This window comes from Actinosynnema sp. NPDC049800, from assembly GCF_040656635.1.
Taxonomy (GTDB): domain Bacteria; phylum Actinomycetota; class Actinomycetes; order Mycobacteriales; family Pseudonocardiaceae; genus Actinosynnema.
Window position 1 is genome coordinate 1 of record NZ_JBFAMT010000051.1, and the last position, 13661, is coordinate 13661.

Annotated in this window: 13 protein-coding genes; 5 read left to right on the plus strand and 8 right to left on the minus strand. The window is 73.5% G+C overall.

The window, feature by feature from the left end; translation table 11 throughout:
- Positions 1 to 140: 140 nt before the first annotated feature.
- The 6 genes from AB0I91_RS35645 to AB0I91_RS35670 form a co-directional block, all read right to left on the minus strand.
- Positions 141 to 1064 carry a cation diffusion facilitator family transporter gene (locus AB0I91_RS35645; RefSeq protein WP_498785421.1) on the minus strand — a complete coding sequence of 308 codons (924 nt, stop codon included), beginning with the start codon at positions 1062 to 1064 and terminating at the stop codon, positions 141 to 143.
- A gap of 42 nt (positions 1065 to 1106) precedes the next feature.
- A complete protein-coding gene (gene manA, locus AB0I91_RS35650; RefSeq protein ID WP_498785461.1) occupies positions 1107 to 2318 on the minus strand; it encodes a mannose-6-phosphate isomerase, class I in 1212 nt (403 codons plus the stop codon).
- A gap of 10 nt (positions 2319 to 2328) precedes the next feature.
- Positions 2329 to 3405: an SIS domain-containing protein gene (locus tag AB0I91_RS35655; protein WP_498785423.1), complete on the minus strand. Its 1077-nt coding sequence runs from the start codon at positions 3403 to 3405 to the stop codon at positions 2329 to 2331.
- A gap of 6 nt (positions 3406 to 3411) precedes the next feature.
- On the minus strand, positions 3412 to 3609 hold the full coding sequence (locus AB0I91_RS35660; RefSeq protein WP_053723294.1) for a Trm112 family protein: 198 nt from the start codon (positions 3607 to 3609) through the stop codon (positions 3412 to 3414).
- A gap of 5 nt (positions 3610 to 3614) precedes the next feature.
- A complete protein-coding gene (locus tag AB0I91_RS35665; RefSeq protein WP_498785425.1) occupies positions 3615 to 4967 on the minus strand; it encodes a phosphomannomutase/phosphoglucomutase in 1353 nt (450 codons plus the stop codon).
- Between the two features lie 88 nt (positions 4968 to 5055).
- The gene (locus tag AB0I91_RS35670; RefSeq protein WP_073885657.1) at positions 5056 to 5415 is read right to left on the minus strand and encodes a DUF3499 domain-containing protein; all 360 of its coding nucleotides are present in this window, start codon (positions 5413 to 5415) and stop codon (positions 5056 to 5058) included.
- Positions 5416 to 5565: 150 nt separating this feature from the next.
- Between AB0I91_RS35670 and AB0I91_RS35675 the strand changes: the two genes are divergently transcribed.
- Positions 5566 to 6009 (plus strand): metallopeptidase family protein, encoded by a 444-nt coding sequence (locus tag AB0I91_RS35675; protein WP_230570507.1) that lies wholly within the window; start codon positions 5566 to 5568, stop codon positions 6007 to 6009.
- Between the two features lie 90 nt (positions 6010 to 6099).
- Here the strand turns inward: AB0I91_RS35675 and AB0I91_RS35680 are convergent, their stop codons facing one another.
- Together AB0I91_RS35680 and AB0I91_RS35685 are read right to left on the minus strand one after the other, a co-directional pair.
- On the minus strand, positions 6100 to 9375 hold the full coding sequence (locus AB0I91_RS35680) for a glycosyltransferase (protein WP_499640863.1): 3276 nt from the start codon (positions 9373 to 9375) through the stop codon (positions 6100 to 6102).
- Between the two features lie 87 nt (positions 9376 to 9462).
- Positions 9463 to 9768, minus strand: a complete 306-nt coding sequence (locus tag AB0I91_RS35685; RefSeq protein ID WP_053723270.1) for a WhiB family transcriptional regulator — start codon at positions 9766 to 9768, stop codon at positions 9463 to 9465.
- Between the two features lie 269 nt (positions 9769 to 10037).
- Here AB0I91_RS35685 and AB0I91_RS35690 point away from each other — a divergent pair, with 269 nt between their 5' ends.
- From AB0I91_RS35690 to AB0I91_RS35705, 4 genes are read left to right on the plus strand one after another with little or no spacing between them, the layout of a single operon-like run.
- Positions 10038 to 10790, plus strand: coding sequence for a site-2 protease family protein (locus tag AB0I91_RS35690; RefSeq protein ID WP_498785428.1), 753 nt, complete (start codon positions 10038 to 10040; stop codon positions 10788 to 10790).
- Positions 10791 to 10814: 24 nt separating this feature from the next.
- The gene (gene cofD / locus AB0I91_RS35695; protein WP_498785430.1) at positions 10815 to 11780 is read left to right on the plus strand and encodes a 2-phospho-L-lactate transferase; all 966 of its coding nucleotides are present in this window, start codon (positions 10815 to 10817) and stop codon (positions 11778 to 11780) included.
- A complete protein-coding gene (locus AB0I91_RS35700; protein WP_499640901.1) occupies positions 11773 to 13107 on the plus strand; it encodes a coenzyme F420-0:L-glutamate ligase in 1335 nt (444 codons plus the stop codon). The genes cofD and AB0I91_RS35700 overlap by 8 nt, the downstream gene beginning before the upstream one ends.
- Positions 13104 to 13646: an NUDIX hydrolase gene (locus tag AB0I91_RS35705; RefSeq protein WP_499640865.1), complete on the plus strand. Its 543-nt coding sequence runs from the start codon at positions 13104 to 13106 to the stop codon at positions 13644 to 13646. The genes AB0I91_RS35700 and AB0I91_RS35705 overlap by 4 nt, the downstream gene beginning before the upstream one ends.
- Positions 13647 to 13661: the final 15 nt, after the last annotated feature.

Below are 13661 nucleotides of genomic sequence, written 5' to 3' on the forward strand. Positions count from 1 at the left end.
CCCCCCCCACCACCCCCCCCCCCCCGGGTCCCCCCCCCCCCCCGGGCCCCGGTAACGGGCCCCCCCCCCCACCCGCGGCTCGTCGCCCTTCGCATCACGACGCACAGCTCCCGAACGGCGGGCGGAAGCCCGCCGCTGGGTTATGACTTGGCGCTCAGAGACCGGTCCAGGTCGGGCTCCAGGTAGATCAGCCGGGCGGCCGGGACCTTGTCCCGGACGCGCTGCTCCGCGGCGTCGATGGCCTGGGCCACCTCGGTGATCGACAGCCCCGGGTTCAGCGCGATCTTCGCCGCCACCAGCAGCTCGTCCGGCCCGATGTACTGGGTCTTGATGTGGATGACGCGCTGCACCTGGCCCGACGCCAGCTCGTCCGTGATCAGGTCCAGCTCCGCCGGCGCCGCGCCCTCGCCGATCAGCAGCGACTTCATCTCCACGATCAGGATGACCGCGATCACGCCCAGCAGCACACCGATGCAGATCGTGCCGATGGCGTCCCACACCGGGTCGCCGGTCAAGGTCGACAGACCGACGCCCATCAGCGCCAGGACCAGGCCGAACAGCGCGCCCGCGTCCTCCAGCAGCACGACCGGCAGCTCCGGCACCTTCGACTGCCGGATGAACTGCCACCACGTGGCGTCGCCCTTGATCGCCCTGGACTCCACGATCGCGGTGCGGAAGCTGTAGGTCTCCAGGCCGATCGCGACGACCAGGATGATCACCGCGACGATCGGGCTGCTCAGCTCCTCGTGCGACTCCAGCTTGTGGATGCCCTCGTACAGGGCGAACACCGAGCCGAGGCTGAACAGCATCAACGCGACGATGAACGAGTAGAAGTACCGGTCCCGACCGAACCCGAACGGGTGGATCGGGGTGGCCTTGCGCCGCGCGGTCTTCTGCCCGAGCAGCAACAGGCCCTGGTTGGACGTGTCGGCCACCGAGTGCACCGACTCGGCGAGCATCGATGACGACCCGGTGATCAGGAAGCCCACGAACTTGGCCGCCGCGATCCCCGCATTGGCCACCAGTGCGGCGATGATCGCCTTGGTCCCGCCCCCTGCTGACACGGTTGCTCCCTTTGCGCCCAAGTCCGATTTGTCGGTGTGACCCTACTCAACGCCGGGCGTCGCCCGGAAAAGCTGGGTGTCGACGTCCGCCGTGACCACCACCGCCGGGTCGCGCGCGGGCAGCCACACGGACTGGCCGCGCGACAGCTCCACGGTCTCGTCGCCGCAGGTCAACCGCGCCCGGCCACGCGTGCAGAGCAGGATCTGCGGCCCGCTGTGGTCCACCCGGACCTCGACCGACGGCCCGACCTCGATCCGCGACAGCTCGAACTCCGGGCACGGCGTCCGGTACGCCCACAGCCCCGGCGCCGTCTCCGCGCCGGTCTGCACGGGCATGTCGCCGCACCCGAAGTCCAGCACGCGCATCAGCTCGGGCACGTCCACGTGCTTGGGCGTCAAACCGCAGCGCAGCACGTTGTCGGAGTTCGCCAGGATCTCCACGCCGGTGCCGTGCAGGTACGCGTGCAGGTTGCCGGCGGGCAGGTAGATCGCCTCGCCGGGCCGCAGCACGAGCCGGTTGAGCAGCAGCGCGGCCAGCACGCCCGCGTCACCGGGGTACGCCTCGCCCAGCTCCAGGATCGTGCGGCACTCCAGGTCGAACTCGCCGTGCTCCTTCACGTGCAGCACGCACGCGTCCAGCACCTGCGGCAGGAGCATGTCCAGCGCGGTCTGCGGCAGCGTGATGAGGGTGGTGAACATGGCGCGCAGGCCGTCGGCGTCCGGCTGGGCGGCCAGCAGCTCGGCGTACGGCGCGAAGTCCGGCGCGTCCAACGACCGCAGCAGCGCAACCGTGCGCGAGGGCTCGCGGAACCCCGCCAGCGCGTGGAACTCGGTCAACGCGCAGATCAGCTCGGGCTTGGCCGACGGGTCCTTGTAGTTGCGGATCGGCGAGTCCATCGGCACGCCCGCCGCGTCCTCGGCCGCGAAGCCGTTCGCCGCCTGCGCGGCCGACGGGTGCGCCTGCAGGCTCAGCGGCTCGTCCGCGGCCAGCACCTTGAGCAGGAACGGCAGCCTGCTGCCCCAGCGGTCGGCGTGGCGGGTGCCGAGCTGGCCGTCCGGGTCGTCGGCGAGCAGGTCGAGCAGCGACCGCGTCTCGCCGTCCGGCCCCACCACCCGTGACGGGTCCCCGGGATGGGCGCCCATCCACAGCTCGGCCTCGGGGTGCGGCGTCGGCACCTCCCTCCCGAGCATCTCGGCGATGGCGGTGCGTGATCCCCACGCGTACGCGCGCACCGCGTTGTGCAGCAGATCCACAGTCATCCCCTCACACGGCCGGCGCGTACAGCCCGGGTCCGCCCAGCGTTCCCGCCGCCAGACCCAGGTACAGCGCGGCCAGCTCGAACCGCAGGGCGAGCAGCGCGGCGCACAGGGCCTCGCCGCCGCTCACCTCCTCGGCCGGTTCGAGCACGTCGGCTCCGGACAAGGTCTCCATCGCGACCCGCCGGGCGAAATCGGCCTGCCCTCCCCGGCGCACGGCCACCAGCAGCACGCGGACCAGGCCGTCGTGCTCGTCGTCCGGGTCGGCGAACAGGTCCGCGCCGGACGTGCCGCGCACGGCCCGGCGGTGCAGCACCGACCGGGTCAGGGCCTGAGGATAGCCGGCCACGTCGCTCACGACGCCCGCGTAGGTCGCGAGCACGCCCGCGCCGTGCGCCGCCACCGCCGTGGCCAGGTCGTCCAGGCCCCACAGCAGCGGTGTGCGGTCGGCCACCCGCAGCGCGAGCGTCTTGGCCGGGTTGACGAACGACTCGTGCATCGGGTGGCACCGCTCGGCCTCGCGGTCCAGCTCGTCCGCGATGGCCTGCACGTCCACGTCGAGCAGCCCCAACGACTTCAGCGCCACCACCCACGCGGCGAAACCCCGGGCGAAGCCGAAGCCCTGCGGCACCGGCACCCGCGGCGGGATCAGCAGCGCGTGCTGCGCGGCGGACGCGGCCACCGGGCCGTCCGGCTCGGCGGTCAGCAGCACCCGCGCGCCGCGCCGGGCCGCCCGGTCGATCGACTCGGCCATCCGCACGTCGCCGGGGTCCTCGGTGTGCGCGAGGACCACGTCCAGCGCACCGACCCACGTCGGCACGTCGTCGGCGACCACGACCGGCACGGGGCAGCGCGTGCCCAGCAGCGCGGCCACCACCCCGGCGATGGCCTGGCCGACGCCCGGCCGCGTGACCAGCACCAACGCCCGCGGGCGTTCCTGGAACGTCCGCTCGACGCCGAGCTCGTCGGCCGCCTCGGCGGTGGCCCGGACCTGCGCGCCCGCCCGTGCGGCGGCGCGCAGCAGACCTTCCCGGTCGGCGTCGGTGAGCCGGGACTGGTCGTCGAGGAGGCTGTCGTCAAGCACCCGAGCTCACCCGGCCGTCGGCTCGACAGCCTCGTCCAGCAGCAGCACCGGGATGCCGTCCCGGACCGGGAACGACCGGCCGCACGAGGTGCAGGTCAGGTAGTCCGCGAGCGGGTCGGACGCGGTGCCCGCCTTCAGCGGCGCGTGCTCGGGGCACGGGCAGGCCAGGATCTCCAGCAACTGCGGGTCCAGTTGGACGGCCACGGCGCTCATCCCCTCACGATCGCCAGGACCTCGTCGCGCAGCGCCGCGACGGAGGCCGCGTCGGCGGCTTCGACGTTGAGCCGGAGCAGCGGCTCGGTGTTGGACGCACGGAGGTTGAACCACGAGCCGTCCGGCAGGCTCACCGTGAGGCCGTCCAGCTCGTCGAGCTCGACGCCCTCGCGACCGCCGAACTCGGCCTTGATCGCGGCCAGCCTGCCCTGCTGGTCGTCCACCGTGGAGTTGATCTCGCCGGACGCGGCGTACCGCGCGTAGTCGCTGGTCAGAGCGGACAGCGGGCCGTCCTGCTCGCCGAGCGCGGCCAGCACGTGCAGCGCGGCCAGCATGCCCGTGTCGGCACGCCAGAAGTCGCGGAAGTAGTAGTGCGCGGAGTGCTCGCCGCCGAAGATGGCGCCGGTCTTGGCCATCTCCTCCTTGATGAACGAGTGGCCGACGCGGGTGCGCACCGGCACGCCGCCGTGCTCGCGGACGATCTCCGGCACGCCGTGCGAGGTGATCAGGTTGTGGATGATCGTGCCGCCCGGGTCCTTGGCCAGCTCGCGCACCGCGACCAGGGCGGTGATGGCGGACGGCGACACCGGCTCGCCGCGCTCGTCGACCACGAAGCAGCGGTCCGCGTCACCGTCGAACGCGACACCCGCGTCGGCGCCCTCTTCCCGGACCCGCTTCTGCAGGTCCACGATGTTCTTCGGGTCCAGCGGGTTGGCCTCGTGGTTGGGGAAGTCGCCGTCGAGCTCGAAGTACATCGGCACGATCTCGATCGGCAGGCCCTCGAACACCTTCGGCACCGTGTGGCCGCCCATGCCGTTGCCCGCGTCCACCACGACCTTCAACGGCCGGCTGCCGCTCAGGTCGACCAGTTCCCGCAGGTAGGCGGCGTAGTCCGCGAGCATGTCCTGCTCGGTGACGGCGCCCTTCGCGACGCCCTCGGCGTCGGGCACGCCCTGCTCGGCGTCCTGGCGGATCTGGCCGAGGCCGCTGTCCTGGCCGACCGGCGCGGCGCCCGCGCGGCACAGCTTGATGCCGTTGTACTTGGCCGGGTTGTGGCTCGCGGTGAACATGGCGCCGGGCAGGTCGAGCTTGCCGGAGGCGAAGTACAGCATGTCGGTGCTGGCCAGACCGATGTTGACCACGTCGACGCCCTGCGCGGTGACACCCTCGGCGAACGCCGCGGCCAGGCCGGGCGAGGAGTCGCGCATGTCGTGCCCGATCACCACGGTCGGGCCACCGACCAGGCGGGCGAACGCCGCGCCGAAGTCGCGTACGACGTCGGCGTCGAGCTGTTCGCCGACGACACCGCGGATGTCGTAAGCCTTGACGATGCCGGACAGATCGCGCACGGCCACACTCCCAAGTTGGCTCTTGACACTGCCTTGGGAAGCCTACCGGCGCGCGCGTGAGCGTCGTGTCCGGTCGATGAGTCTTCGTTCAGTCTTCGTTCGGATCGGGCAGAACGCGCAGGTGACCGCGCCGGATCGTGCCGGCGGGCAGTTCCGGCAGCTCGACCTGCGGTGTGGCCCGGCCCGCTTCCCGGACGGCCTCGGCCAACGCGGTCAGGTCGTCCACGGTGGGTTCGGGGGCGCGGAACTCGCCCTGGTGCCGGACGACCTCCCAGCCGCGCGGCGCGGTGAGGCGCAGGGCGTGTTCTTCGCAGAGGTCGTAGGAGTGCGGTTCGGAGTACGTCGCCAGGGGTCCTACCACCGCCGTGGAGTCCGCATAGGCGTACGTGAGCGTGGCGACTGCCGGGTTCGCGCACCCGGTTCGCGAGCACCGTCTCACGCTCCGCACGGCGGGGACGATATCGCGTCCCGCGCGACGTGTGTTGGATTACCTCCGGCGCGGCGTTGGCGGTGGTGCCGCGGCGCGGCAAGTTGCCTGGTCGCGGAGGTCCGGCTGTACGGGGTCCACGGGTGGACAACTACCCTCTACCTCGTGGTGATGGCTCGGGGTTCACGGCGGCAGGGCACTCCGCGGCGACGCAACCGCGACCGGCACGGTCGGGGGCTGCGCGGTCCCCTCTACCCGGCCACGTTGCCGGCGGCCCGCAGCCGGGCGGAGCGGTTCGACGCGCTGGTGCTGGAGGCGTTGGAGCCGATCGAGGCGCGGTGGCGGACGGAGCTCACGCAGCTGGACGTCGCGGTGGACGACGTGCCGGACATCCAGTCGGACGACAACGGCGACGTGGTCGAGGACGGCAACGTGCCGCTGGCCCGCCTCGTGCCGGCCGGGGCCGACCGCCGGGCCCGGATCGTGCTCTACCGGCGGCCGCTGGAGGCGCGGGCCAAGGACGGCGCCGACCTGTCCGACCTGGTGCACGACGTGCTGGTCGAGCAGGTGGCCAACTACCTGGGCCTGGACCCGGACGTCATCGACGGCGACTGACCGCCTCCCGAACGTTCGACCCGGGGTACCTGGGCGTGTCCTGCGTTCAGGGCCCGGGTGTCGGACGCCCGGGTACCCCGAGGTCGGCGTTCAGGGGCGGCGGCGGGAGGGGATGGCGGTCAGGGCGGTGAAGAGCGCGGCGGCGGCCTGGAGCATCAGCAGGAGCTCGCGCAGGGTCGAGGACACCTCCACGCGGACCTCCGAGCCCGTGGTGGGCACCGTCACGCCGACCAGGTGGCCCCACGCCCGCACGACCGTCACCTCCCGCCCGTCCACCCACGCCCGCCAGCCCGGCTCCTCCTCCGCCGCCAGCACCAGCAGCCGCCCCTCCGGCCCCTCGGACACCTGAACGCCCACCTCCGGCGGCGCGGCCTCGACCGGGGCGATGCCGGGCGCGCCCAGCTCCACCGGCGGGTTGCCGCCCGTCCGGGCCCGCCGCGCCAGCTCCGGCGACAGCAGCACGGCGTTGCCCGCCGCCAGCTGCACCCGCAGCACCGGCCGCCCGTCCGACATCGCCGGCGTCACGGCCACCAGCTCGCCGACCGCGTCACGCACCCGCTGCGCCGTGCCCAGGTCCGGCGCGACCACGAACGCCACGCCCGCGGCCGCCGCCTGCGCCAACGCCACCCGCGCCGCCTCCGGCGACCCGCCGGTCAGGTCGCGCGACCACCGCTCCAGCCGCGCCACGGCCGTCGGCACGGGCACGAGGTCGTCGTCGCCGAACGCGGGCAGCCGCCCGGCCACCAGCCGCGTCGGCGTCCCCAGCACCAGCACCGACCGCCCGGTCCGCGGCAGCTCCTGCGCCAACGTCGACGGCAACCGCGCGCCGTCCGCCGTCAACGCGCCCGACCGCAGCCCGACGAACCCCGCGCACGCCAGCCCCACCACCGACAGCACCCCGATCACCGACACGACCCGCCGCACCGGCACCGTGCCGACGTCCCGCCGGAACGCCGACAGGACCACCCACAGCAACCCCCACCCGACCAGCACCAACGGCCCGCCGGTCCACCCGTGGGACGCGTCACCGCCGGGCAGCGGCGCCACCGGCACGGTCCGCAGCACGATCACCGCGAACCCGCCCAGCACCACCACCGCGAACCCCGCCAGCATCGACCGCGACGGCCGCAGCACCGCCGCCACCAGCGCGAACCCGACCACCACCACCCCGACGAACGGCAACGCGCCCGTACCGCCCGGCCGCAGCGACAGCAGGTCCAGCAGCCCCACGGCGGGCGACTCGACGAACGCGCCGACCCCGTGCAGCACGACGGTCGGGTGCTGCAGCACCACCGCAGGCCACGGCAGCAGCAACGCCATCGGCAGCAGCACGACCATGAACAGCGACGCCACCCGCCGCCGACCGTCACCGTGCCGCCCGGGCACCACCACGAACCCCACCAGCGCCGCCAACGCCACCAGCGCGTGCACGAACGGCGAGAACGCGCCCACCGCCGCCAACGCCAGCGCCGTCCCCGACGCCACCGGCAGCCACGACGCGCCCGCCCCACCCCGCAGCACGGACGCCACACCGGCGAACACCACCGGCGCGAGCACGTGCACCACGACGACGTCCAGCCGCCCCTGGCTCACCGCCGCCGTCGCTGCCGGCAGCAGCGCGTACGCCGCCGCCACCAGCGCGCGCACGGGCCGCCGCACCGGCATCCGCCGTGACGCCACGTACGCCAGCAGCCCGGCCAGCGGCGCGTCACCGATGAACAGCAACGCCACCAGGGACGCGGGCGAACCGACCAGCACGCCGACCGTCCCCAGCACGGCCAGCGCGGCCGGCGCGGGCGCGGTGGTCCCACCCGCCACCGGGTGCCACGCCGCCGCGTACGACGACCAGGTGCTCTCCAGGTCGCCGACCGGCAGCAGCCGACCGCCGCTCAGGTCGAGCCCGATCCGCGCCGCGTTCGCCAGGACGCCGAACACCGCCAGCCCCAGGACCAGCAACAACGGCGGTCCGAGCACCAACGACCACAGCACCCGCGCCCGGTCGACCTCCACGAACACGACACCCGGCGAGCCCGGACCGCGCGGCGACGGCGACGGGCGCGGACGGGGCGAGGGCCGCCGCCCGGACGGCGCGGACGCCTCCACCGGCACCGTCACCACGGGCCGGCGCAACCCGCCGGTCGCCCGCACGGGACGCCGCCGCGACAGCACGCCGGCCGGCAGCGCCGCCGGGCCGACCACCGGACGCTCCACTTCGGACGGGAGCGACCACGCGCCCGGCCGCGAGTCGTCCTCGGGCAACCGGCCCAGCGCCAGGTCCGCCTCGACGCGCCGCCGGACCAGCGCGGCCGACGCGGCGCGGATCGCGTTGCGAGAGCGGGTGATCCGGCTGGTGAACAGCCCGCGCACGACCCCGTGCGCCGGCCGTTCGGCACGGCCGGCCAGCAGCCCCGCCCGTCCGCTCAGCAGGTACCGCAGCGCGCCCAGCTCCGCGCGCGCGTCGGAAAAGCGGCGCAGCACCAAGAAGCCGAGGGCGCGCAGGACCGCGAGCACGGCGATCCGCGGCAGCCCCAGGACGAACGAGACCGTGCCGCAGTTGACCAGGAACGTGCGCAGCCCGTGCGCCCGGTCCACGCCGCGCGATGCCGGTCCGGGCCGGGCCGCCGCCGCGTCCAACCGCCGCGCGCCACGTCCCGCCGCCCGCGCGTGCCGCATCCGCGCCACCGGGACGGACAGCACGAGGTGCCCGGCGAGGTTGGCGCGCCAGCCGAAGTCGATGTCGTCGCGCAGCAACGGCATCGCGCGGTCGTAGCCGCCGAGCGACTCCCACGCCGTGCGGCGGATCAGCGACCCGGCCGACGGCACCGCCAACGCCTCGGTGCTCTGCTGGAACGAGCCGGCGAGCTCCACCCGGCCCATGCCGGTCTGCCGGTGGCCGGACGCGTCGGTCGACAGCCCCGCCTCCACCACCAGCCGCGGGTCGGTCCAGTCCAGGCTCAGCGGGCCGAGCACGGCCGCCGACGGCGACACCTCGGCCGCGGTCAGCAGCGCGGACAGGCAGTCCGGTTCCGGCGCGCAGTCGTCGTGCAGCAACCACAGCCACGCGCCCGGATCGCCCCACCGCTGCACGGCGTGCTCGACGGCGGCCTGCACGGCCGCGCCGAACCCGGTGCCGCGGGGCAGCGTGAGCACGCCGTCGATCACCCGATCGGGACCGGCGGCGGCTTCGGCCAGCAGCTTCGCGGTGCCGTCCGCGGAACCCGTGTCGACCGCGATCACGTGCCGCGGACGCGGCTGCTGGCGGCGCAGCGACGACAGCGCCGTGCCCAGCCACCGGTCGCCGTCGTGGCACACCAGCACCGCCAGCACGGGCGCGGTGCGCAGCCGCGGAGTGGCCCCGCTCGTCAAGTGCCGCTCCTAGGTTGCTCCGACTACGCCGTGGGACGACCACGGTAAGCCAGAGCGAACGCGCGAGCGATCACCCGTGCGCTTCGATCACACCGCGCGCTTTTTGAGCTTCCTCCGCTCGCGCTCGGACAGCCCGCCCCAAATGCCGAAGCGCTCGTCGTGCTGCAAGGCGTACTCCAGGCATTCGGAGCGCACCTCACAACCGAGGCAGATCCGCTTGGCCTCCCTGGTCGAGCCGCCCTTCTCCGGGAAGAACGCCTCGGGGTCGGTCTGCGCGCACAGGGCGCGCTCCTGCCAGTCCTGCTCATCGGCCGCGTCGAACAGGTCGAGTACGACCGGCTCCGGTGCCGGGACGTCCCCGTCCACGATGCGACCCCCGTCGAATTCCTGCATAGTCCGCCTCCTCGCCTTCCGCTCTCCCCGGTTGGCGGACACCACTCGCCGTCCCCACAACGACGAATGACACCGATGTGATTACACCTGTGTCACAACACGCGGTCAAGCGGAGTCCACAGGACGGGGGATATTCGCGCAGATGGCGCGAAAAGCCTTGACTAGCAGCACAGACGGTGATTGGGGCGGTGCGCCGAGCGATAACGGCTGCGCGGATGGCCTACCGGACGGGCTGTGAGCCACCGGTCCGGAGAGGCCACACTGGAAGCGTGAAGCGATCAGCGGTGCGTCCGAGTCCACTGTTCCTCAGCCTGCTCGCGGTGACGGTGGCAGGCGCCGTGCTGACCCTGTTCGACGACTCCACGGCCGCGGTGACCGCGGGCACGGTGCTGTTCGTGCTCGGCGGCTGGGCGGTTTCGCTGTGCCTGCACGAGTTCGGTCACGCGATCGTGGCCTACCGCGGCGGCGACTACGCCGTGCGGGCCAAGGGCTACCTGACGCTCGACATCCGCCGCTACACCGACCCGGTCTTCAGCATCGTGCTGCCGCTGGTGCTGCTGGCGTTCGGCGGAATCCCGCTGCCCGGCGGCGCGGTGTGGATCAACCACCACGCGTTGCGCGACAAGCGGGTGGAGTCGATGGTGTCGTTGGCCGGGCCGCTGAGCAACCTGGTGCTCGGGGTGCTGCTGTCGCTGTCGGTGATCCTTTTCACGCCGCCCGCGGGTTTGGCCGCCGCTTTGTCGTACCTGGCGGCCGTGCAGATCCTCGCGTTCGTGCTCAACATCCTGCCGATCCCGGGCCTGGACGGCTGGGGTGCGATCGAGCCTTACATGTCCTACTCGGCCCGGCAGTTCGGCGCGAAGGCGCGGATGTGGGCGCCGTTCGTGCTCTTCGCGGTGCTGATCGGGTTCCCGACCATCGGCCGGTTGTTCTTCGAGGCCGGGTACTCGGTGTTCGAGATGATCGGCGGCGACCGGTGGCTGGCCGCGCGCGGCCAGGGCACCTTCCTGTTCTGGCGGTGACGAGCGGTGGGAGGATGACGACTCGTGAAGGTCGTCGTACTGGTTGGCGGGGTTGGCGGGGCGCGGTTCCTGGTCGGGCTGAAGAGCCTGCTGGCCGGTCCGGAGCACGAGATCACCGCCGTGGTGAACACGGGTGACGACGTGTGGATGCACGGGTTGCGGATCTGTCCCGACCTGGACACCTGCATGTACACCCTCGGTGACGGGATCGACAAGGAGCGCGGCTGGGGACGTGCGAACGAGACGTGGTCGGCCAAGGAGGAGTTGGCCGCCTACGGCGCCGACCCGACGTGGTTCGGGCTCGGCGACCGGGACATCGCGACGCACCTGGTGCGCACCCGGATGCTGCGCGCGGGCTACCCGCTGTCGGCCGTGACGGAGGCGTTGTGCCACCGCTGGGAGCCGGGCGTGCGGCTGCTGCCGATGTCGGACGACCGGGTCGAGACCCACGTCGTGGTGACCACGGAGGAGAGCGAGCAGGCGATCCACTTCCAGGAGTGGTGGGTCAAGCACCGCGCCCAGCTGCCCGCGCGGTCGTTCGCGTCGGTCGGGGTGGAGACGGCGACGCCCGCCCCCGGTGTGCTGGACGCCGTCCGCGACGCCGACGCGGTGCTGATCGCGCCGTCCAACCCGGTGGTGAGCGTGAACACGATCCTCGGCGTGCCGGGGATGCGTGACGCGTTGCGCAAGACCGAGGCCGGTGTGGTGGGGCTGTCGCCGATCATCGGCGGCAAGCCTCTGCGCGGAATGGCCGACGCGTGCCTGTCGGCGATCGGCGTGGAGACCTCCGCCGAGGCCGTCGGCCGGTACTACGGGTCGCGCCGGACCACGGACAAGGGCGTGCTGGACGGGTGGCTCGTGCACACCGGCGACCGCTGCGACGTGCCGGGTGTCGCGGTGCGCGCGGTGCCGCTGCTGATGTCCGATGTGGACGCGACGGCGGCGATGGCGCGGGCGGCGCTGGAACTGGCCGGTGTCGACGTTGGCTGACCACGCGGCGTCCGCGCCGATCACGGTGTTGCCGGTGGCCGGGCTGCCGGAGTTCCGGCCCGGTGACGACCTGGCGTCCGCCATCGCGTCGGCCGCGCCTTGGTTGGCGGACGGCGACATCGTCGTCGTGACGTCCAAGGTGCTGTCCAAAGTAGAGGGTCGACTGGTGTCCGTGCCGGCCGACCCCGAGGCGCGCGACGCCGTGCGGCGGGAGTGGGTCGAGGCCGAGTCGGTGCGCGTGCTGGCGCGGCGCGGGCGGACGTTGATCACCGAGAACAAGCTCGGGGTCGTGCAGGCGGCCTCCGGCGTGGACGCCTCGAACGTGAACGGCGACGAGATCGCGTTGCTGCCGGTCGACCCGGACGGGTCCGCGGCGGCGTTGCGAGGGGCGTTGGCGGCGCGGATGGGCGTCTCGGTGGCGGTCGTGGTGACCGACACGATGGGCCGGGCGTGGCGGGTCGGTCAGACGGACGCCGCGATCGGGTCGTCCGGGCTGGCGGTGCTGCACCGGTACGGGGGTTCGGTCGACAGCTACGGGAACCCCCTGGTGGTGACCGAGGTCGCGGTGGCCGACGAGATCGCGGCGGCGGCCGACCTGGTGAAGGGCAAGCTGGGCGCGGTGCCGGTGGCGGTCGTGCGCGGGTTGCCGTTCACCGACGACGGGTCGACCGCGCGTGAGCTGACCCGGCCGGTGCCGGATGACATGTTCTGGCTGGGCACGGACGAGGCGCTGGCGCAGGGGCGGGCGGAGGCGGTGCTGCTGCGCCGTTCGGTGCGGTCGTTCTCCTCGGACCCGGTCCCGGCGGACGCCGTGCGGCGGGCCGTGGCGGCGGCGTTGACCGCGCCCGCGCCGCACCACACGCAGCCCGTGCGGTTCGTCCGGTTGACCGCTCGGCGGGACGTGCTGCTGGACGCGATGGCCGACCGGTGGCGCGCGGACCTCCGCGCCGACGGGTGGTCGGAGGAGCGGGTCGCGAAGCGGCTCGGGCGGGGTGACTTCCTGCGGAACGCGCCGGAGATCGTCGTGCCGTTCCTGGTGCGGACGGGGGCGCACTCGTACCCGGACGAGCGGCGTGCGGCGGCGGAGCGGACGATGTTCACGATCGCGGGCGGCGCGGCGGTGCAGGGGCTGCTGGTGGCGTTGGCCGCCGAGGGGCTCGGGTCGTGCTGGGTGTCGTCCACGATCTTCTGCGCGGACGTGGTGCGCGACGTGCTGGAGCTGCCGGCCGACTGGGAGCCGTTGGGCGCGGTGGCGGTCGGGCACCCGGAGGCGGAGCTGACGCCGCGCGGGCTGCCGGACCCGGGTGAGAGGTACCGGGAACTGTGAGCTCCGCCCTGCACGGGGACGCGGCGGCGACGTTGGGCGCTTGGCGTCCCGCCGACCGGGCGCAGGAGTCGCTGCGGCAGGCGTACCTGGGGTTCCTGGCGGCTCGGGAGGACGCGTGCGCGCGTTCGTGCGAGCCGGGGCACATCACGGCGTCGGCCCTGGTGGTGTCCTCGTCCGGGGACGCGACGTTGCTCACCCTGCACCCGCGGGTGGGCCGCTGGCTCCAGCTGGGCGGGCACTGCGAGGCGTCGGACACGACGCTGGCCGGTGCGGCGCTGCGCGAGGCGACGGAGGAGTCGGGCATCGCGGGCCTGCGCATCTCCCCGGCGCCGATCCACCTGGACGTGCACCCGATCACGTGCTCACTGGGCAAGCCGACCCGTCACTTCGACGTCCGCTTCCTGGTCCGCGCCCCTGAGGGGGCCGAACCGACCCGCAGCGCGGAATCGCTGGACCTGCGCTGGTGGCCGCTGACCGCCCTGCCACCGGACGTGGACGACCTGCACCCCATGATCACCGCCGCCCACCCCCACCTCTGATCCGCGAGTCGAACC

What these genes read in the sequence shown, in the direction of transcription:
- AB0I91_RS35675 (WP_230570507.1), top strand. Translation starts at nt 5,566, where the DNA reads ATGGCTCGGGGTTCACGGCGGCAGGGCACTCCGCGGCGACGCAACCGC.
- AB0I91_RS35685 (WP_053723270.1), bottom strand. Translation starts at nt 9,768, where the DNA reads ATGCAGGAATTCGACGGGGGTCGCATCGTGGACGGGGACGTCCCGGCA.